At 58.5% G+C, this 19,608-nt stretch carries 20 protein-coding genes; 10 read left to right on the forward strand and 10 right to left on the reverse strand.

Features of this window, described 5'->3' with window-relative positions; translation table 11 throughout:
- Positions 1 to 74: 74 nt before the first annotated feature.
- Entirely contained in the window at positions 75 to 257 is a 183-nt protein-coding gene (locus J2857_RS13970; protein WP_210010737.1) for a hypothetical protein, read from the reverse strand.
- A 327-nt stretch (positions 258 to 584) separates the two neighbouring features.
- Here J2857_RS13970 and J2857_RS13975 point away from each other — a divergent pair, with 327 nt between their 5' ends.
- The gene (locus tag J2857_RS13975) at positions 585 to 812 is read left to right on the forward strand and encodes a hypothetical protein (protein ID WP_210010738.1); all 228 of its coding nucleotides are present in this window, start codon (positions 585 to 587) and stop codon (positions 810 to 812) included.
- A 130-nt stretch (positions 813 to 942) separates the two neighbouring features.
- On the opposite strand, the gene J2857_RS13980 is transcribed toward J2857_RS13975, so the two are convergent.
- Both J2857_RS13980 and J2857_RS13985 read right to left on the reverse strand, forming a co-directional pair.
- Positions 943 to 1,083, reverse strand: coding sequence for a hypothetical protein (locus tag J2857_RS13980; RefSeq protein WP_210010739.1), 141 nt, complete (start codon positions 1,081 to 1,083; stop codon positions 943 to 945).
- Positions 1,084 to 1,195: 112 nt separating this feature from the next.
- Positions 1,196 to 1,450, reverse strand: coding sequence for a hypothetical protein (locus J2857_RS13985; RefSeq protein ID WP_210010740.1), 255 nt, complete (start codon positions 1,448 to 1,450; stop codon positions 1,196 to 1,198).
- A gap of 294 nt (positions 1,451 to 1,744) precedes the next feature.
- Between J2857_RS13985 and J2857_RS13990 the strand changes: the two genes are divergently transcribed.
- Together J2857_RS13990 and J2857_RS13995 are read left to right on the forward strand one after the other, a co-directional pair.
- Positions 1,745 to 1,954, forward strand: coding sequence for a cold-shock protein (locus tag J2857_RS13990; RefSeq protein WP_210010741.1), 210 nt, complete (start codon positions 1,745 to 1,747; stop codon positions 1,952 to 1,954).
- Between the two features lie 109 nt (positions 1,955 to 2,063).
- On the forward strand, positions 2,064 to 2,234 hold the full coding sequence (locus J2857_RS13995; RefSeq protein WP_210010742.1) for a hypothetical protein: 171 nt from the start codon (positions 2,064 to 2,066) through the stop codon (positions 2,232 to 2,234).
- Positions 2,235 to 2,356: 122 nt separating this feature from the next.
- On the opposite strand, the gene J2857_RS14000 is transcribed toward J2857_RS13995, so the two are convergent.
- The 5 genes from J2857_RS14000 to J2857_RS14020 form a co-directional block, all read right to left on the reverse strand.
- The gene (locus J2857_RS14000; protein ID WP_210010743.1) at positions 2,357 to 2,530 is read right to left on the reverse strand and encodes a hypothetical protein; all 174 of its coding nucleotides are present in this window, start codon (positions 2,528 to 2,530) and stop codon (positions 2,357 to 2,359) included.
- Positions 2,531 to 2,631: 101 nt separating this feature from the next.
- Positions 2,632 to 3,738 carry an ABC transporter permease gene (locus J2857_RS14005; protein ID WP_210010744.1) on the reverse strand — a complete coding sequence of 369 codons (1,107 nt, stop codon included), beginning with the start codon at positions 3,736 to 3,738 and terminating at the stop codon, positions 2,632 to 2,634.
- A 3-nt stretch (positions 3,739 to 3,741) separates the two neighbouring features.
- Positions 3,742 to 6,507, reverse strand: a complete 2,766-nt coding sequence (gene rbbA, locus J2857_RS14010; RefSeq protein WP_245363330.1) for a ribosome-associated ATPase/putative transporter RbbA — start codon at positions 6,505 to 6,507, stop codon at positions 3,742 to 3,744.
- Positions 6,504 to 7,574 (reverse strand): HlyD family secretion protein, encoded by a 1,071-nt coding sequence (locus J2857_RS14015; RefSeq protein WP_245363332.1) that lies wholly within the window; start codon positions 7,572 to 7,574, stop codon positions 6,504 to 6,506. Before J2857_RS14015 ends, rbbA begins: the two co-directional genes overlap by 4 nt.
- Positions 7,575 to 7,714: 140 nt before the next feature.
- Entirely contained in the window at positions 7,715 to 8,176 is a 462-nt protein-coding gene (locus J2857_RS14020) for an NUDIX domain-containing protein (protein WP_210010746.1), read from the reverse strand.
- Positions 8,177 to 8,351: 175 nt separating this feature from the next.
- Here J2857_RS14020 and J2857_RS14025 point away from each other — a divergent pair, with 175 nt between their 5' ends.
- Complete coding sequence (locus J2857_RS14025; RefSeq protein WP_210010747.1) at positions 8,352 to 9,182, forward strand: universal stress protein; 831 nt, start codon at positions 8,352 to 8,354, stop codon at positions 9,180 to 9,182.
- A gap of 178 nt (positions 9,183 to 9,360) precedes the next feature.
- On the opposite strand, the gene J2857_RS14030 is transcribed toward J2857_RS14025, so the two are convergent.
- A complete protein-coding gene (locus J2857_RS14030) occupies positions 9,361 to 10,005 on the reverse strand; it encodes a CBS domain-containing protein (RefSeq protein WP_210010748.1) in 645 nt (214 codons plus the stop codon).
- A 91-nt stretch (positions 10,006 to 10,096) separates the two neighbouring features.
- Positions 10,097 to 12,802, reverse strand: coding sequence for a cation-translocating P-type ATPase (locus J2857_RS14035; protein WP_210010749.1), 2,706 nt, complete (start codon positions 12,800 to 12,802; stop codon positions 10,097 to 10,099).
- Positions 12,803 to 13,465: 663 nt separating this feature from the next.
- Here J2857_RS14035 and J2857_RS14040 point away from each other — a divergent pair.
- The 6 genes from J2857_RS14040 to J2857_RS14065 all read left to right on the forward strand — a co-directional run bounded on the left by J2857_RS14040 (position 13,466) and on the right by J2857_RS14065 (position 19,300).
- Positions 13,466 to 14,428, forward strand: coding sequence for a hypothetical protein (locus J2857_RS14040; RefSeq protein WP_210010750.1), 963 nt, complete (start codon positions 13,466 to 13,468; stop codon positions 14,426 to 14,428).
- Complete coding sequence (locus J2857_RS14045; protein ID WP_210010751.1) at positions 14,421 to 16,322, forward strand: hypothetical protein; 1,902 nt, start codon at positions 14,421 to 14,423, stop codon at positions 16,320 to 16,322. The genes J2857_RS14040 and J2857_RS14045 overlap by 8 nt, the downstream gene beginning before the upstream one ends.
- 195 nt (positions 16,323 to 16,517) lie before the next feature.
- The gene (locus J2857_RS14050) at positions 16,518 to 16,946 is read left to right on the forward strand and encodes a GlcG/HbpS family heme-binding protein (RefSeq protein WP_210010752.1); all 429 of its coding nucleotides are present in this window, start codon (positions 16,518 to 16,520) and stop codon (positions 16,944 to 16,946) included.
- A 26-nt stretch (positions 16,947 to 16,972) separates the two neighbouring features.
- A complete protein-coding gene (locus J2857_RS14055; RefSeq protein WP_210010753.1) occupies positions 16,973 to 17,863 on the forward strand; it encodes a 2-phosphosulfolactate phosphatase in 891 nt (296 codons plus the stop codon).
- Positions 17,863 to 18,939, forward strand: a complete 1,077-nt coding sequence (locus J2857_RS14060; RefSeq protein WP_210010754.1) for a pyridoxal phosphate-dependent aminotransferase — start codon at positions 17,863 to 17,865, stop codon at positions 18,937 to 18,939. Before J2857_RS14055 ends, J2857_RS14060 begins: the two co-directional genes overlap by 1 nt.
- Positions 18,926 to 19,300 carry a DUF4286 family protein gene (locus J2857_RS14065; RefSeq protein ID WP_210010755.1) on the forward strand — a complete coding sequence of 125 codons (375 nt, stop codon included), beginning with the start codon at positions 18,926 to 18,928 and terminating at the stop codon, positions 19,298 to 19,300. Before J2857_RS14060 ends, J2857_RS14065 begins: the two co-directional genes overlap by 14 nt.
- The last annotated feature ends 308 nt before the right edge of the window (positions 19,301 to 19,608 follow it).

A 19,608-nucleotide genomic window follows, 5' to 3' on the forward strand; every position in this document is an offset into this window, starting at 1 on the left:
AATGGTGTCCTTGTGGTCGGGGAGATGTGCGTGGGGATGGTCCGGACGAGCAGCCTCGTCGGAGCGGTCCCATGTCAGGCCGGGTGCAATTGCGACGCGCGCCTCTGGAGGCGTTCCTGCTTCTGGGCGAGCTTGATCTCGCGGCTTCTCAGCGCTTGCCTCTGGCGGAATTCCTGCAGCTTGGCAGCATTCGAGCCTTCTTCGGCATCGGGTTTGCGAAACAGATTCTGGGCTGCATTGCGGACAGTATCGATCATTGATGTAACCTTAAAGGGTAGACTGCGGGACGCGACAACGGCCGACGCAAATTCTCCTGCCGACAGGGCGGAGTTCAACGTTCACAAAATCAAGGGTGTCACCAAGCAACCGGCGGGCCGGGAGGATCATGTAGCCGAAAAGGCTTAAAACGTGAATCATATATGGCGATATAACGCGTCACTTTCAAGACTTGTTTCAAAACGGATGAACGTGCTTGCCATGCGCGGAAATGAGGCCCATCGTGGCTCGTCGGCTGCAACTGGTAAGGGCGCAGCCGCCTGAGGGACCCGACGCGAGCCCTAGCCCCGACAAGAAGGAGGGGCGCGATGTCTTCACGATCCTCGCATCCGAATTTCCAGCGCTATTTCCAGAAGATGCTGATCAACAGCGGGCCGGAGGCTGAGCAAGCCCCGGAAACCTGCCCTGACGGCCCGGCCCTGCATGCCATCTTCCGGGATATGCTGATCCAGGGGCCACCGCTGACGGGTTCGGACATTTGGCTTGACGGCATCCGTGCCGCCCGCGTTTCGAAAAGGCGCCCGGGCTCCAACTAGATCGGTTCCGGCCTTCCTTGGAAAAGACACTCCGGCATGCGTCGCCGCGAAAGTCCAGGCGATGCGATCTACCGTAAGGATCCAGGACTGCGTTGGAGGCGTCGTGGCACGACGCCTCCTTGTCGAAGCACTATTTCGGCTTCTTGCCCAAGGTAAGGCCGCTGCCGGCGAGCTTGACCTGTGCGCCTGCGGGCGCGGCCGTCACTGCGGCGGCCTTGTCTTTTTTCGGTTTGCGAGTTTCGCGGTTACTTCGTACCTGGCCTTTGGCCATTTTGTCCTCCTGGGCGGCGATGGATCGTGGAGAGTGAAGTCATGTTCGGCCGACAGGCATGCAAAGCGTGAAATGACGGATTTGCGAAACCCTGCCTTTGCCAGCCGATGCATCAAAGCTGCGGTAGCGCGGTATCTCTGTGTTTGCTCAACGAAGCCGATATCGGGGCCCCAAAGCTCTTCTCGGGATGATCGCCAAAACGGGCAAGCATGATGGCAGCCCCCGTTGCGCCGACCCGGCCCGCGACGAGCATGCCGCTTGGCTGCAGACGCTCGCCGAATTGATGGAGTTCGATATTTTCCCGGTATCCGGGGCCGCTGACGCGGACCAGATTGCGGGAGGTGGACTGAGAGAAGTCGGAAGACATAACGTCCTCCTTTCATTGGGGCCAGGGCGTGAAATCGTGAAGCAGCAGCGCCCTTTATACAGCTGCTGAAGTAGGCATCATGCGCCGGACTTTCGCCAAACGCAATGTGCAGGGTTGTGAGAAATGCCTTGCTCAAGACATAGTTGACCGGTAGGGATTACCGTCGAAATTGGTTGTCGAGCTTCGTTTTCACGCCTTTTGCGTTCGAGCTGATCTTTCCTTTCAAAATCGATCTCTTTTGTCACCGGCATTTTGCCGGGCGACGACCTGTGTTCGATTGGAAGGACCATCTTCATGAGCAGCGGAATCGTTAAATTTTTCAATACGTCCAAAGGCTTCGGCTTTATCCAGCCCGCCGACGGATCGACGGACGTGTTCGTCCATATCTCGGCCCTCGAACGTTCGGGAATGACCTATCTGGCTGAAGGCCAGAAGGTGAGCTTCGATGTCGTGCGAGACAACCGCACCGGCAAGAATGCGGCCGAAAATCTGCAGATCGCTTGAAGCCAAAACCACTTCGGTCTCTGACCACGGATGTACTGGCACGGACCCAAAGCGGTCGGAAGGCCCAGTTCCTTCCGGCCTTTTGTTATTCAATAATGAAAGAATTTCCATGAAAAAGACGGATGCAGAACAGCAGATAAAGAGAGCCCAGCGCCAGGTGGTCAACACCAGCGGCGGCGGCCATCTGGGCGGCACCAACCACGGCCAGGGTTACGACGCCAAGACCTCCTCCGCAAAAGGCAAGGCTGACAAGAGCCGCAAGACTGGCGGCAAGTCCTAACTATCAAATGATGCGGGCCGAGGGGCACTTCGGCCTGTTCTTCCGGATCGGTTCCGTCGCTTCCACGCGAGCCGCCTCTTTCAACTCCATGACAACGATCGCGCCGTCGGCGCGGAATTGGGTTACTTGCGCTTGGGAGCGACCGGCCCTTTCTCCGGTTTCTGGGGATGGCCCGGGGCGATGGGATCGCTTGCCGGAAAAGTCTCTTCGAGCGACTCTTCCAGGTAATCGTCCTGCTCCTTGGCAGCATCTTTGGCGGGCGTTCTGGGTGAAGACGCTTCTTTTCTCGTTCCCATTGTCGATCTCCCTGGTCGGACGAGCCCGACAATCCTACTCTCGTTTCTTCGACGGCAGAAGACATGATTGCCTACTCCTTTGATCCGGAGGGAGGCCGCCTTTATCGTAGTGACCTGCGGAAGCCGCGCAGCGAGAGTGCAAATAACACCGTCGCGATGACGCAAAGCCAGGCGAATTGCGGCCACACGACCGAAAAACCGGCGCCACGATAGAGGATCGCCTGGGCGAGCAGGATAAAATGCGTGTTCGGCGCGGCGAGCATGATCGTCTGGATCACCTCCGGCATGCTTTCGCGGGGCGTGGTCGCACCCGAGAGGATCTGTAGCGGCAAAAGCACCAGCATCAGCAGCAGGCCGAACTGCGGCATCGAGCCCGCAAGTGTGGCAAGCGCGATCCCCATGGCGGTTGCCGCCAGAAGATGGAGCGCCGCACCCGCCATGAACAGCACGATCGAGCCTTCGATCGGAACTTCCAGCAATCCCTGCACCACGAAGATCAGCGAAAGCAGAGTGGCGACGAACACCACCAGCCCCATCGACCACACTTTTGCGGCCATGATCTCGAACGGCGTCACAGGCATCACCAGAAGATGTTCCACCGTGCCGTGCTCGCGTTCGCGGATGAGTGCAGTGCCGGTCAGGATGATCGCCAGCATGGTGACGTTGTTGATGACGTTCATCACCGATGCGAACCACATCTGGTTGAGTTCGGGATTGAACCGGGCGCGCAGTGCCAAGTTCACCGTCGGTGCCTGGTTGTCCTGAGCGGAGAACCCCGAGACCTCAGTCGACACGATGTTCTGTACGTAACCGGATCCGGAAAATGCCTGTGTCATGCGGGTCGCATCGACGTTGAGCTGAACCACCGGGGTTTTGCCGGCGATCAGGTCGCTCTGGAAGTTCGGCGGCATATCGAGCGCGAACGTGTCGGTGCCGGAATCCATGCGAGCGTCCATCTCACCCGCGGTGATCATCGCCGGCTGCTTGAAATAGGGCTTCAGGAAAGAGTCCGCGATCCGGCGCGAGAGCGGTGAACTGTCCTCGTCGACGATTGCGATCGGCGCATTGTTCAATGTCTCGGGAACGGCTTTTGCTTCCGTATAGACAGCTATCGTGAAGGAATAGACGATCAGTCCGAGCAATATCGGGTCGCGCATGAGCCCGCGCAGTTCCTTAATGCCGAGATGGAAGATGTTGGCGAGCCGCATCCGTCACCTTGCCTGTTTCTTGAGAAAGAAGGTACTTGCCGCGATCAGCAACGGCGCGGCAACGACGAGCGGCAGGAAAGCTTCAAGGAGGCTATCGAAGCCGAGGCCCTTCGAGAAGGTTCCGCGGGAGATGATGTTGAAATAGGTCGTTGGATAGATCTGGCCAATGACGGCCCCTACGCCCTGCAGCGACGAGACCGGGTCGATCATGCCGGCGAACTGCACGGCCGGTATGATCGTCATCAGCGTCGTCCCGAAGATCGCGGCGATCTGGCTCGACATGAAAGTCGAGACGAGTAGGCCGAAGGCAGTCGCGAATCCGACATAGAGAAGTGCCGCCGTGGCGAAGGCGAGCAGGCTGCCGGTGAATGGCACCTGGAAAGCCAGGATCGCAAACAGCCACAGGAGCACGGCGTTCATCATGCCGAGCACCAGGTAGGGAAGCTGCTTGCCGAGCAGGAATTCGAGCCTCGTCACCGGCGTCACGTAGAAATTGACGATCGAGCCGAGTTCCTTCTCCCGCACCACCGAGAGCGCGGCCAGCATGGCGGGGATCAGGAGGAGCAGCAGCGGAATGACCGCCGGCACCATGGCAACGAGGCTTTCGATGCCGGGATTGTAGCGGAAGCGGGTCTCGATCGAGAACTGACCGCTTGCGGCATCGCCGTAGATCTCGCGGGCCTTCTGGGCCAGCCAGTGGGCATGCATGCCCTGCACGTAGCCGCGCGTCGTTTCCGCCCGTTGCGGCATCGCGCCGTCGATCCACGCGCCGATTTCCACGTCGTGGCCGCGCGCGACATGTTCGGCAAAACCGGTCGGGATTTCGATCGCCAGCTTCAGCGAGCCGGCGCGCATGCGGCGGTCGAGATCGGCATAGTCTGCAAGCGGTGGCTGTTCGATGAAATAGCGGGAACCGGCGATACTGGCGAGGTAGTCGCGGCTGGCGACCGTATCGTCCCGGTCGAGAACCGCAAAAGTCAGGTCCTTGACGTCCATGTTGATGCCGTAGCCGATCACGAACATCAGGATAACGCTGCCGATCAGCGCCAGGGTGGCACGGATGGGGTCGCGGCGGATCTCCAGTGTTTCGCGAAGGCTGTAGCTCCAGATGCGGCGCAGGTCGAAGGAGCGGTGCGGGCGTGGATCGGCGAAGTTGCGCTCGCTTTCCGGGATTGATGGCGCAGGCGCCGAGGGAGCAGCGGTCTCGCCGATCGCATCTTCGAGATAGGCGATGAACGCCTCCTCCAGCGTTGCCGCATAGCGGTTCTTGCGGATCGCATCGGGCGTATCGCTCACCAGCACCTTGCCGGCATGCATCAGCGATATGCGGTCGCAGCGTTCCGCCTCGTTCATGAAATGGGTGGAGATGAATATCGTGACGCGGTCTTTCCGGGAGAGTTCGATCAACGCTGCCCAGAGCTGGTCGCGGGCGATGGGATCGACGCCGGAGGTTGGCTCGTCGAGGATCAGCACCTCCGGCGAATGGATCAGCGCCACCGCCAGCGAAAGCCGCTGGCGGACGCCGAGCGGCAGGGCGTCAGGGAGCGCGTCCATGACCTCGGCAAGCTCGAAACGCCGCCCCATTTCCTCGATCCGCGCCCGGATCGTGTCAGCCGGCAGCTGGAACAGCCGCGCATGCAGATCGAGGTTCTGCCGGACCGTCAGTTCGCCATAGAGCGAGAAGGCCTGGCTCATGTAGCCGACGCGGCGTCGCACACCCATGTCCTTCGGATCGACCGGCTTGCCGAAAAGCTTCGCCGTCCCCTCGCTTGCCGGCAGCAGGCCGGTCAGCATCCTCATCGTCGTCGATTTGCCGCAGCCGTTCGAACCGAGAAAACCGAAGATCTCGCCGCGGCGGATGCGGAAGCCGACATCGTCCACCGCCGTGAAATCCCCGAACCGCATCGTCAGGCCTTCCGCCTCGATGGCGACGTCAGCCTCGGTGAAGTCCGCAGGCTGGATCGCGACCGCGTGGTAGGCGGTGCGCTTCTCTTCGGGCATAAGCTGGATGAAAGCCTCGTCGAGAGTATGTGTGCGGGTACGGGTCAGAATCTGGCGCGGCGTGCCGGTCGCCAGCACCTTGCCGGCATCCATGGCCGCCAGCCAGTCGAAACGTGCCGCTTCCTCCATGTAGGCGGTCGCGACGATCACGCTCATCTGCGGCCGCTCCGTCCGGATATCCTCGACAAGGCTCCAGAACTGCCGGCGCGACAACGGATCGACGCCGGTGGTCGGCTCGTCGAGGATCAGAAGGTCCGGATCGTGGATGAGGGCGCAGCAGAGGCCGAGCTTTTGTTTCATGCCGCCCGAAAGCTTGCCCGCCGGCCGGTCCTCGAAGCCTGACAGGCCGGTGCGCTTCAGAAGGTTGGCGATGCGGTATTCCCGTTCCTCGCGGCCCTGGCCGAACAGGCGGGCAAAGAAATCGGCATTCTCGAACACCGACAGCGTCGGATAGAGGTTTTTGCCGAGTCCCTGCGGCATATAGGCGATGGCTGGATAAGTGCGGTCCCGGTGACCGGCGCTGCGCATGTCGCCGCCGAGCACCTCGATCTCTCCTGTCTGGATCTGCCGGGCGCCGGCGATGAGCGAAAGCAGCGAGGATTTGCCCACCCCGTCCGGGCCGATCAGGCCGATCATCCGGCCCGCAGGCAGGTCGAGGGTTATGCCGTCGATGGCGCGCGTGCTGCCGTAGGAATGGCTGACATCCTTCAGCCGCGCCACATAGCCCGGTTCCGGCGGGATACCCATCGCCTGCTGTTCCGGGCTCATGGGGTGAGCGGCTGCGACAGGACCGCAGGCCACTCGGCGGCGGGATCGAGCTTCACATAGGTCCGGCCCGGCAACCCGGTCTTGACCTGCGCGATGTATTTCTGAAGCAGTTCCGGAGAGACCCGCGCCCGCAGGCGGAACATCAGCTTCTGGCGCTCCTCTTCGGTTTCCACGGTCTTCGGCGTGAACTGCGCCACATCGGACACGAAGGATATGCGGGCCGGAATGACATACTGAGGGGCGGCATCGAGGACGATGCGGGCCTCGCCGCCGATCGGGGTACGCCCGGCCTCTTCCGTGGCCAGGAAGAAGGTCATGTAGACGTCGCCGACATCAAGGATGTTGAGCACGCGACCGCCGGCGGCAACCACTTCACCGGGCTGTGCCACGAGATATTGCACCCGTCCGTCACGCGGAGCCTTGAGCTCGGAATCGTGCAGATCGGCGTCGATCCGCGCGACGGTCGCCTGCATCGCCTCGACCGAGGCTTCGGCATCGATGACCTGAGACTGCGCCGCACCGATTGCCGCATCGGTCGCCGCAAGGTTGGCTTTGGCCGCGGAGACGGTTGCCACGCCTCCCTCGACCCGGGCCCGGTCGTCGTCCAGCAATTGGTCGGAAACCGACCCGCTGCGGCTCATCTGCTCGCTGCGCGCAAGCCGCTTGCGAGCCGATTGCAGCTGGACCTCGTTCTGGGAAACGGTTGCGGCCGCAGCTTCCTTTTCCGCCTGGCGCTGGACGACCAGGCTCTTCGCGGTTTCGATGGCAATCCTTGCCCTGGCAAGCTGGGCTTCCGCTTCCCGCTTCTGCGCTGCGAGCTGTTCGATATCCATGCGGGCGACGACCGCGCCGGCTTTGACGAAGTCGCCTTCCTTCACCAGAATGTCGGAAAGTCGTCCCGCGGTCCTCGCCGCGATGTCGATCTCGACGGCTTCGATGCGGCCGTTGCCGCTGGCCGTTCCCTGCATGGCTTGCGCCGCCCGAAGGTCCTGCTGATACCGCCAGCCGAAATAACCGGCGGCACCTACGACTGCGACAATGATGGCGGCTTTTGCGATACGGTTCAAAGGAGGCTCCATAAACGCGGATGTCGGCAGTTTCGTATCCGCCCATCACGGGCTTTGTGGTGATCTAAGTCAAGCGAGTAAGGTTTTTACCAGCGGCTCGGCACATAGGCGAGGCAAAAGCCTGATTTGCGCGCTCCTCGCTACGGCGGCAAGCGGGCCGCGAAATCGACGAGAATCGGCTGCTGACCCTTCAATATCTTGCGTTCCGCCTCGTCGAGGCCGAACCATCCGGCCCGGTCGACTTCCGGGAACTCCTTCATCAGTCCCGATTTCGGCGGCCACTCGATCTGGAACGTGTTGCTGACAACGGTTGCCGTATTGATATCGGCCTCTACCGACCAGGCGAGCACACGCTTGCCGCCGGGCTGGCGATATTCGCCGAGCCATTCGAAGGCGCCGTCTACTCGCGCTCCGACCTCCTCGAAAACCTCCCGCTTCGCGGCTGCCAGCTCGTCCTCGCCGTCGTCGACAAGGCCCTTGGGAATGGACCACGCCCCCTCGTCTCTGCGTGCCCAGAACGGCCCGCCGGGATGAACCAGAAACACTTGCCGATATCCGGCGGTTCGCCGGAATATCAATAGACCTGCGCTGCGTTTCGGCATGACAAAGCCTTCCTCATGGCGACAGCCGCCGCTTTCGATCCTAGCCAATCGGCGGACGGCGCGCACCCGTTTCGAATTATCCGGTCCGATTGACGAAGATCATGGCTCGGGCCGGTGCCGGTTCTAGGCTTTCCTCCACAGGGCCGATCAAGGCCTTATGCAGAGGAGACAGACAATGTCGTTCAAGACAGTGCTTGCAATGATCGGCAATACGGAACCTACCGCTGATCTTGCCCGTGCCATGGAGATCGCCACCGAGCTCGAAGCGCATCTTTCCGTGGCGGTCATCGGCCTCGCCGTTCCGGCAAACATGGGAGATTATCCGGCCGGCACGGTATGGCTCGACCAGCGGGACGAGGATCTGAGATTGCTCGACGGCATTGAGAAACAGGCAGCCCGCGCCTGCGAGACGAATGGCCTGTCGTTCGATGTCGACGTCATCTATGCGGAAGGCGTTTTTGTCAGCGAGGAAATTCACCGCCGTGCGCTTTATGCCGACGTGGTGGTGATCGGAGACGGCGTGCGCAGTGACCCCGTACTCACCAGGAGGATCGTCGATGGCGGCGTGTTCGAAGCGAGGCGTCCCCTCCTGCTGACGCCGAAGGACCGCAAGACGACCTTGAAGCCGCGGCGGATGCTGCTCGCCTGGAATTCCCGTGCCGAGGCCGCTCAGGCCGCCCGCGAGGCTCTTGATATGATGATCTGGGCCGAAGAGGTGCATGTCGTGCTCGTGGATCCCGACAGCTCCTATTGGGTCAGCGGCGGCGAACCCGGCGCCGACATTGCCGCCTATCTCGCCCGCCACGGCGTAGAGGTCGTCGTCGAACAACTGGCAAGCGGCGGCCGGCCGGTGGAAGAGGTGCTCCAAAGGCATGCGCTGGAAATCGACGCCGACCTCATCGTCATGGGCGCCTACGGACATTCGCGGCTGCGAGAGCGGATCTTCGGCGGCGTGACGGCCTCGATATTGCGGGAAAGCAGGTTCCCGGTCCTGATCGCCCGGTAGAACACGGAAACATCCGGCAAATCTTGCCTATCTCCCCCAGTCGGCGGGAGGTAGGTTTTGCGTCTATAGACAGCAGCAACAGGGAAGGGGGGCGATACTTGACCCCGCTGGCCCGGCCGCAAAAATCCGCCCCGCGGGGCTGAACCCGAAGGGCGGGTCAGATCGCATTACCTGGTGCTTATCGAGCCGGTTGCGCCACCGGCGTCCGGATAACGACGCCGCCGACGTCGGCTATGCTTGCGGCCAGGATACGTATCGCCTCTTGCTCCGCATCGGAGGCAAACTTGCCGATGACCTCCACGACCGAGTCGCACACTCTGACTTCGACCTTGTCCCTGCCCAGTCCCAGTTCCGCCAGGAGCCGCGTCGCGACGGCGAGCCGCAGCGCATCGTCGCCACGGGCGATCACGTCGGGGGTGGCGATGGCGATCCCGAGGACATCGCGGCGGCTGACGATCCCGACGAGCCTGCCGTTGTCGAGGACGGGAATGCGCTTAATGGCATGGAGGCGCATCAGCGCGACGATTTCGGCAACACTGGCATCAGGCGCCACACTGACGACCTTGCGGCTCATGCAGTCCTCCGCCTTCAACCCGTGCGTCTTGACGTAGTTTTCGAAGAATGCCGGGTCGCTATTGTCCGGAGCAGCCTTCGGCGAGAGGTTGAATTCGTGGCGCTTCAGAATATCACCTTCGGTGAGCATCCCGCATAATGTCCAATGATCGTCGATCACCGGCAGGCCGCTGATGTCGTTGTCGATCATCATCCGGATCGCGTGCCGGAGGCTGGTTCCGGGGCTGATGTGAACCAGCCGGGTGGTCATCAAATCTCTGGCAAGCATCTTGTGCTCCTCTGGTTGTGATCATCCGTCTCTGACTTCAAGCTTCTCCCATCGCACCCACACGGACCTTGACCTAGCGCAATCCCGAAGGGTGCGAAGGGCGATCAGGCCGGGCTCGTCTGCGGAGGTGCCATTTGTCCAGTTCGGTGACGGCCAGGATTGAGGAAGCGGCAAGCAGCATCAAAGCCCATTCGGCAAACGAGATCGGAGCGAGATCGAGGGTTTCGCGAAACCAGGGAAGATACATCGCCGAAATATGGATGGCCTGGGCGGCGATGACGGTGAGGATCAGCAGCGGGTTGCCGAAGAAGTTCAACGAGAAGATCGATCGGCGCTCCGAGCGGCTGGTGAAGGTCTGGATGTTTTCGAAGAGCACGAAAAGCAACAGCAGCATGTTGCGCGCCTGCGAAATCTCGTAGCTCTGGTACAGAAGATAGGAGAAGATCGCGAAACCGCCGCCGCCGATAACCAGCATCGACTGGACGATCCGTCGTATCATCAACCGGTCGAAGATCGGTTCCTTCGGACGGCGCGGCGGCCGCGCCAGTTCGTCCCCCTCCGGCTTCTCGCCGGCAAGTGCGACATCCTGGATGCCGTTGGTGACGAGATTGAGCCAGAGCAGTTGCACCGGAAGCAGCGGCATGGGCAGCCCGAGCGGGATTGCCAGCAGGAAGAGCAGCATTTCGGCAGCCCCCGTTGCGGTAAGCATCAGGATCACCTTGCGGATATTCGAATAGGCGGTGCGGCCTTCGCGGATGCCGCTGACGATCGACGCGAAATTGTCGTCGGTGACGACGATATCGGCGCTTTCCTTGGCGACCTCAGTTCCCTTGCGGCCCATCGCCACGCCCACATGGGCGTGTTTCAAGGCGGGAGCGTCGTTGATTCCGTCGCCCGTAACGGCCACGAAATGGCCGTTACGGGCGAGCGACAGCACGATCGCGAGCTTCTGCGCCGGGGCGACCCGGGCATAGATCCGCGCCCGCCCGGTCAGCACGTCGAGTGTGTTCTGCCCGGCCACCTCCGCCTTTCCGACCTCGGCGCCGGTAGTGATCTGATCGGGCGTGAACCGCAACCCGGCCTCCGCGGCGATGGCGGCGGCCGTCTTCGGATCGTCGCCGGTCATCATCACCACCGTTATACCGGCGGCGCAGCAATCCCGGATCGCCTGCGGAACTTCCGGACGGATCGGATCCTGCATGCCGGCAAGGCCGAGAAACATCAGCTCGACCAGGTGATGAAGACCGAAGGTCTCGTCCGAACCGCCTCGGATTTCCCCTTCCGCAAACGCGAGCACCCTGAGCCCGCGCTCGGCCATCTCCTGCTTTTGCCGGAGAAGCATCTCGCGATCGATCGGCACAATGCCGTTGCCGCCATCCATCCGGTCCGCCATGTCGATCAGGGTTTCCGCCGATCCCTTGACGAAGATGCGTACCCGCTCGCCCCGGCGGTGGAACGAGGCGGCATATTTGAGGTCCGGCTCATAGGGGATGCGCGCGATCAGCGGGTAGCTGTCCTTCATCGCCTGCTGCTCGAGGCCGCCCTTGCGGGCCGCAGCCAGGAGAGCGATGTCGACCGTATCGCCGACGCCTTTCCAGCCGTCCGCATGGCGGGTAAGTGCGCCCTCATTGGGCAGAACGGCCGCCTTCAGCAGTCTCTCGGCACGATCACGCGCCTCCGCCGGGCTGAGGTTCGACCCGCGGATCTCGCAGGTATCGAGATCCATGCCGGCATCGAGCACGAGTTCGCTGCTGTCGGGCAGGCGGATATCGGTGACTGTCAGCTCGTTGAGAGTCAGCGTCCCCGTCTTGTCTGTGGCGATCATCGTGCAGGAGCCGAGGGACTCGACGGCCGGCATGCGGCGAACGATGACATTGCGCCTGGCCATGCGGCGCATGCTGATCGCCAAGGCGATCGAGATGGCGATCGGCAGGCCTTCCGGAATGGCGCTGACCGCAAGCCCGACCGACATCAGGAACAGGTCGCTCCAGGCAAGCCCGCGAAACAGGCCAACGGCGATGAGGAGGACGGAGGCGAGCCCGACGCTCCAGGCGATCATGTTCGAAAAATGCTTCAACCGGATCATCAGCGGCGGCTGGCTGGTCGAGACCCTGCCGATCTCGGCGGCGATCCTGCCGATTTCGGTCGAAAGGCCGGTCGCAACGACCAGACCGGTGCCGCGACCGCGCGTGACAAGGCTGCCTGCAAACGCAAGGCCGGATTTCCTTTTTTCGTTCGGCGCCCCTATGGCGGTGACGGTCTTGCGCGCCGGCGCGGATTCGCCCGTCAGAAGCGACTCGTCGCAGAGCAGGTCATTGGTCTCGAAAAGCTCGATATCGGCCGGGATGCGGCCGCCGGCCTCGATCCGGACGAGGTCGCCCGGAACCAGCAGGCACGCCTCGATCTCCTGCGCCGTCCCATCGCGGATGACGATCGCGACCGGCTGTTCAAGACTGCGCAAGGCTGCCGCAGCGCGGCCGGCGGAATATTCCTGGATGCCGCCGATCACGCCGTTCAACACCAAAACGATGCCGATGAACACCGCATCCTCGGCCTCGCTGACGAGAAGCGAGACCACAGCCGCGATCAGCAGGATATAGATGAGCGGGCTGCGGAATTGCGCGAGGAAGATCAGGAGCAGGGAGGAGGTTTTGGGCTCGGGAAGGCGGTTCAGGCCGAATCGCGCCAGACGCCCTGCCACCTCGGCACTGCTCAACCCCTCAGGGGACGTATCGTTCAGCTCGGGCTGGGAATGGGCGAAGACTGAATTTAGAGGCATCGGCGCTCCAGATCAAACTGCGCCACCCTCATTGGGAAAACGGAGAGGCGCCCAATCGAGGAGGATAACCGCCAGGGTTTGCCGGCAATTGATATCCGTCAACGTGGGAGCGCGTGCTGGTCGCTGCGCGGTGATCGCAGATCGAGTTGTGACATCGCCAATTGATATCGACGTCAAATGCTCAGTAGGTTCGGGAAATCTAGATAGATTGGCTGGGGAACCTGGATTCTCACATGATTTCAAAGACTTAGTTGAAGAGCCTTGAAATTCCCTCTGTTTTCCCATCGCGAGCGACCGTGGATGCCACCTTTGTGCCCTGGCTTTGGGCATCAGTCAACACGGGGTTGAAGCGGCAATAATTTCCGCCTTTAGGCCGAAGTTTACGCTCCCGCGGTCATCGCGGGGATGGCCGCTTCGCGCCGCCATTTCGGACGTTCGAACCTTCGGCTGAACTTCATGAAAGCTGACTTTCAAATGGATGGTTGGGCACATGCCTATTCCATCCGGAATTTGCCGACCGCACCGATCGACGCTGAAGAATATTCCCGGTGCAGGGTATCCTTCTACCTTATGCTTGCTCTGTTGCTCATTGCTGTTTTTCAACTTGACATCTTAGGAGCAGCAAACTGAAGCTCTATGGGATACAGTTTCCCAGGATTGCTCATGTCTGATCCCTCCGAGCCAATTGAATTAGACCTCGAAGTTTTATTTTCTTTTTATGATAGCCTACGGGACGGCCGTTTGGGTTCGGGGGCACGTGCTGACCTAATACAAGAGAAACTTGTTCGTAAGCTTGGAAGGTTTGGTGAGTCAGGTTACTGGCTAGCAGGTGCAAGTACGATTGACGATTGGCGTCTTACAACGAGAAACGGCACTCGGAAGAATCCAGTCACACGTCCAAAAAGAGTTTTGGCCGCATTCTACGAAAGCTTCAACGTAGACATCTCGAAAGATAAGGAATTCACGAACTATTTTTATGTTGATGAATCTGTATTCGACCTAATTGAAGTCCGGACGCCGACTGTAGAGCCGCTGGGACCCGACAGCGAAATGTCTCATAAAGTTCGCATTGGTGCTGTTCGCCTGAATACGATTAGAAAAGATGTAATACTTGCCACTTCGAGTCCAAAAAAAATCGATGCGACGCTGGGATTTATTAACATTTCAATTATTGTGACGCTCCCCTCAGAAGAAGGTGAACGCAAGCCAAATTTCAAGCTCATCTTCCTGTCGCCAGCAGAACCGGAGACCCAAGACGGAAAGGTCATAGGCACAACGGTTCGATTGGTTTATCCAGATCGCGATTGGAAATCGGAATGGGGATGGGAATGGGAAATGCTCAAGCCACCGAGCCACCAGATAAACCTGGGCCAATTGGTTAATGCCTCTCTGATGGAGTTTGCGTCCAAGCCTAAAGACAATGTCAAAATCGTGATGAGTGTAGAAAATAAGAATTTCTATACAATGATACACCTACTGGATGCGAAAGACTGCAACTTAGACGAAGAAAAGACGATTTCCGCAAGGGAAAAGCTGATTGCGCAAGTACTGAAAAAGCGGCTTGATATGAAAGGGCGCTACGAATTTGCTGGCGGCAACATAATGGTTGAGGGGTCGGATGATTGATTGGATATTTTCTGAAGATGACATCATCCTCACCGAGACGGAAGCCAAAGCTATCGAAGCAATCTTAGCGTCAGATTGTAGAGACCCCGTCAAAACCGTCTTAGAAGCTGGTTACAATCCTAGCTCCTTTTTTGAACACGGAAACTGGGAAGGCATCGATTTTCGTCGTTCCAATGTGGACGGCGTTTCATTTGATGGCGCGATTTTGACTTCAGCGATATTCGATCGTAGCCAGTTTGATTTGGTTTCGAAAACCAACCCAAGAACTATAGACAAAGTTCATATCTATGAAGTTTACGGGGCAGAAGACGAACCGCATATAACTATACTGCAAGACAAGCCGTTGGACAGCGGCGAAGCCGCACACGATTTTCGATATGTATTGAAAAAAATTCTCACGCAAGGCGGCCCAACAAAGGGAGACTGGGCAATACTTACAGCTTTTTCGAGGCGGCTTACAGCCCCAAGAGGTAGAAGATGGGCATTGAACCATTTATTAGAGAATTTTTCTGGCCAAGTTTCAAATATTTTCTTGGAGTTCTGCGGTGAGGAAAATAAAAGTCCGATCGAGGATGAAACAACAGCAGACTTACTCATTAAAATCTCAAAAATAAATGATGGATATGAAATAATAAAATACATTGCAAGCTTGCACAAACTGGATAGACTGCACGGTTCTATAATAACCAAAGCCGCAAGCTTAATAAAGGGAATGGACGAATTTCGACAGTTTATTAAGGTCGCAAAGTTCGATGGGTGGGAATTAAGCCAGTATGCGATATCGCTGTCGGCTATTAATGTTTGCAAGAATATCGAAGATGCGCGAGTTTTCCTCGAAATTCTTGAAGAAGTGGGCAATAAGCCTGCCCCAATCGTCTTCAGCAGGCTTGCCCAAAGCAGCAAATCGATGGACGGCGTTCGCGAACTTCTCGCGATGATGAAAGAGGCTGGGGTTCAGCCTGACCCGACCGTCTTCAGCAAGCTTGCCGACAGCAGCAAATCGATGGACGGCGTTCGCGAACTTCTCGCGATGATGAAAGGGGCTGGGGTTCAGCCTGACCCGACCATCTTCAGCAGGCTTGCTGAAAGCACCAGATCCATGGACGGCGTTCGCGAACTTCTCGCGATGATGAAAGAGGCCGGGGTCAAGCCTGACCCGACCGTCTTCAGCAAGCTTGCTGAAAGCACCAAATCGATGGACGGCGTTCGCGAACTTCTCGCGATGATGAAAGAGGCTGAGGTTCAGCCTGACCCGACCGTCTTCAGCAAGCTTGCTGAAAGCACCAAATCGATGGAAGGCGTTCGCGAACTTCTCGCGATGATGAAAGAGGCCGGGGTCAAGCCTGATGGGAGACACTACAAAACATTCATAGGCTGTTGCCGATCGGTTGAAGAGGCTCAGGCTTTTCTAAAAGCCATAGACGAGGAAAACGGAAAGCAAAGTATCACATCCTTTGATCGCATGCTTTCGAACAGCGAAAGCGCAGACAAAGCGGAAGAGATTTGGAACCTTTACGCAAAATACTGTCTCACACAAAGCCACATAAGCTTCACTATTTTTCTTCGAAAGCTTGAGCCTTGGGAACTTGCTTGGGAAAATTATCGAACGCGTCGGCCGCCCAGAGTGATTGTCACCATCAACATGTTTAATTCACTCCTCTTGAAGTCACGCAATCGGACTCAGTTGAAAAAAGTCTTCGACGAGATGACCAAGCGACGGATCACTGCCGACGAGTTTTCGTTGACTTCCATTCTCGGAAGCGCGCTCTCTGACCGAGATGTCATCTGGGCTCTATCGAATGTTGAGGCTTTTGGTTTAGACATCTCACGAATCCAGCCTGAAACGCTGGGTGATCAGGCGGAGCGCTATAGACGCATTACATCGAGAACCTGAGGTGCGGTGCTTCGGCCCCAAATTTACAGCACCTAATTGCTGATCAAAATTTCATGCACCCGGAGTTAACAAGCCATTCCGGGCAATTGCGCCACTTTCCGGGCATTAGGACACTTAGCGTCCGGGCAATTGAACATGCGACTCCAAGGTCACGAGCGGCAACCGGCCGTTCGAGTTTAACCAGGAGAAGCAGACATGAACTTCAAAATCGAAGCCTATAAGCGCTCTGTCGTCACCGCAGCGGCATCCCTTGACATCATTCAATGCAGTTTCGCTGAGGCGAATAAGCTGGAGATCGCGATAACGGTCTCGGTCGTCGGCCCGAGCCTTGAGCCGATTGCTTTTGCAAGCATGGATGGAGCTAACCCGCACTCTCGTGAGACTTCACGCAAGAAGGCACAGACCGCCGCATCCACGCGCCGTCCAACCGGCTGGATGTCTCCCGAACTCGCCATCGAACTGCCGCTGGCAAGTAGCGGCCTGCTGACCAACGTTCCCGGAGGCTTTCCGATCACGATCGATGGCGTTGTCATCGGCGGGCTTGGCATCGCGGGCGGAACTGTCGAGCAGGATGCCGAGATCGCTCAGGCCGCGCTTGCCGCATTTTGTGTTGCCGTGTCCTAACAGCACCGACGAGAAGGAAAGCTAACATGGAAAAGATTACTCTTCATGAAAAAGACAAATCGGTGTTGAAAGCCCCGGCACAGGCAGTTGCGCTGGGCGACTTCCGAGCCTTCTTTTCGGCCTCGCCCAATGCCTTCGAGGCAAAGGCTCCGCACTTGCCGTGCCAGGACAAAGTCGCAATTGTTGTTGTGGACGCGCTTCGCGCAACGACGAGTTGGGTCGCTATTGGCGCCACCGGGCCTCGCGGTATCCTGATCAAGATCAAATCAAAGGAGGGTGTCGGCTTGCCGGCACCTTTCGCCCCCGACGGCGAATGGGTTCGCGCTGGCGAATTGCACGGAAGGCCCATCAATGGCGGTGTAATGGGAAACTCGCCGACCGAGGTGCGCTCGGACATGTTCGGGAGCCGCTGGGTTCGCTTTGAATCCACCAACGGTGCCCATGCCGTCGAACTCGCGACCACCATTGAGAATGCCGAGGTTTACATTGGCTGCTTCCAAAATATTGGATCAGTCGTTGAAGCTGCGATCAAAGATGGCTGTGGTTCGCTTGTGGTGGTCGCAGGCGGCTTCTATGGCTCAGCAACGATTGAGGACAACGTTTGCGCAGGGCGCTTCTTTAAGGAGTGGATCGCTCGAACGGGAATTTCGCGCCAGGATTTGGATGACGAAGCCAGAATCGCCTTGGCGTCTGCTGAAGCGTTCCCGGATGATCGCGAACTTCTCGCCACTTTGAAGGGGGCACAGGTCGCTCGCCTTCTTCGTGAAGTTGGCCGCGAAAGCGATGTGGATGCCATCATCACTGGCATCGGGGTCGATCCCGACATCTGGGATCGGATGCACTCTACTGTGTTACGCTACACCGCCCATGAAGGTCTTGGCGTTTTCGTACCCGTGAACCAGATGGAGATGGCGTGATGGAACGGGAGCACAAATTGGCCATTGGCGATCTTGATGGATCGCTACACCAGGATCTCGTGCACGCTTTGCACACCGCTATCAACGAGCCTGGAGCCAGTCAATACCCGAGCCCCTTGGGGCTCGCCTCTACCCGCTCGAAGGTGGCAGACTATTTTGCCTCGGCTCATGGTGTCGAGCTTGGGCCGAAGGGTGTGCTCATTACTCATGGCGCACTCCCGGCTATTTACTTCGGCCTTCGGGCAGCGGCGCGTCAGGGTCGACCTTGCGGCTTTTTCAAGCCATATTTCAATGCGTTTCCCGCAACTGTCGTGGGAAGCGGAATGCTACCTGTCCCAATTCCTTTGCCCAGCGGGCGTCTTCAAAAGAAGGATATCGGGGATCTATTCGCGATGTTGACGGGCGGTGTTCTGTTGCTCAACAATCCACACAATCCGACAGGACGCACCTTCGACTACGACGAACTTCTTGTCATACGCGATGTCTGCAGAGAGTTCGATATCAGGATCTTGTCCGACGCCGTCTATAACGAACTCTACGAGACCGACCGCCCGATCAGCTTGATCGGTTTGGAGCCGACAGCGATCGAAGCGATCAGCATATCGAAGACGTTTGGTGCTTGCGGATATCGGGTTGGTTCGGTTGCGGGCAATCCGAATTGGATTGCTTCCGTCGCGGATCGGTATGCCGTGCTAAACGGGGTGCCCTATGCGGCACAGCGTGTGGCAGAATACGCTTGGTCCCATATGCCAGGCGTCTCAGAACTCCGGAAAGAAATCGCATCGAGGCGCGTCGTCGTCGTCGAGGCGCTTCGAGCGATCGGCTTTAAGGTAGACACGGAGCGCCAAAACCTAAGCTCCATGTTTGTCTGGGCAAAACTGCCGGAAATGAGTGCTCCGGCAAGCTTGGTCGTGCAGCGGAGCGCGGCATTCGGTGTGCATATTTCGAATGGCGAGATCTTCGGTGATGAGTCAGGCAGGTTCATTCGAATTGCACTCAATGAACCGTCAGAACAACTGGCCGAAGCCATGTCTCGGCTGACTTTTGCAATGGGAGATGTCAATGAAGCAGCTTGAACATCCTTGGTTTCTTTCTGTGCAAATGGATGTCGATCCGTCTCACGAATCGTTGTTCCACGAAGTCTACGAGACCGAACATATTCCTGCATTGCTCGAAGTGCCGGGTGTTCGTTCGGTGCGCAGGTTTCGCCGGAATGAAGAGTTGCGGATTGCTTTGGGCGGGGAGGTGCAGACCCTTTCCTTTCCAGCGGAGCCCGGATTTACGGCCCTTTATGAGCTAGCAGACCCGGAAATCATCTTGGGATCACAGTGGGCCAAAGCTGTCGAAGCAGGGAGGTGGTCATCGCTGGTAAGGCCGTTTACCAGCAACAGACGCCACACGATCCACTCAACAGTTTCCTGGAAGACGAAGTCGTAAATGGAATCCGGAAGTGTACAATTTATGTCATGCGGTCGCGGTATAACTCCGCGACCGTTTCATTTTCTTGGGAGATCATAGTATGCCTGTGGTCTGCCGACGAAGGTCAACTATGACTTGGATCCCAGCATTCTTCGGAAGCTACCTCACGACACAAATGGCATTTCATTGCAGTGGGCTGCCCCAATTAAACGTCCGCTTAAGCCAATCATGTGCCCCAAGGCCGCTACTCGGCTCGCGGCCCGTTGCGGTCATTGCCCGCAGGGTCCCCAGCCAGTTTTCCAGCCGCGTTCGAACACGACGGAAGG

The sequence above is a fragment of the Neorhizobium galegae genome (genome assembly GCF_017877055.1).
GTDB lineage: Bacteria > Pseudomonadota > Alphaproteobacteria > Rhizobiales > Rhizobiaceae > Neorhizobium > Neorhizobium galegae_D.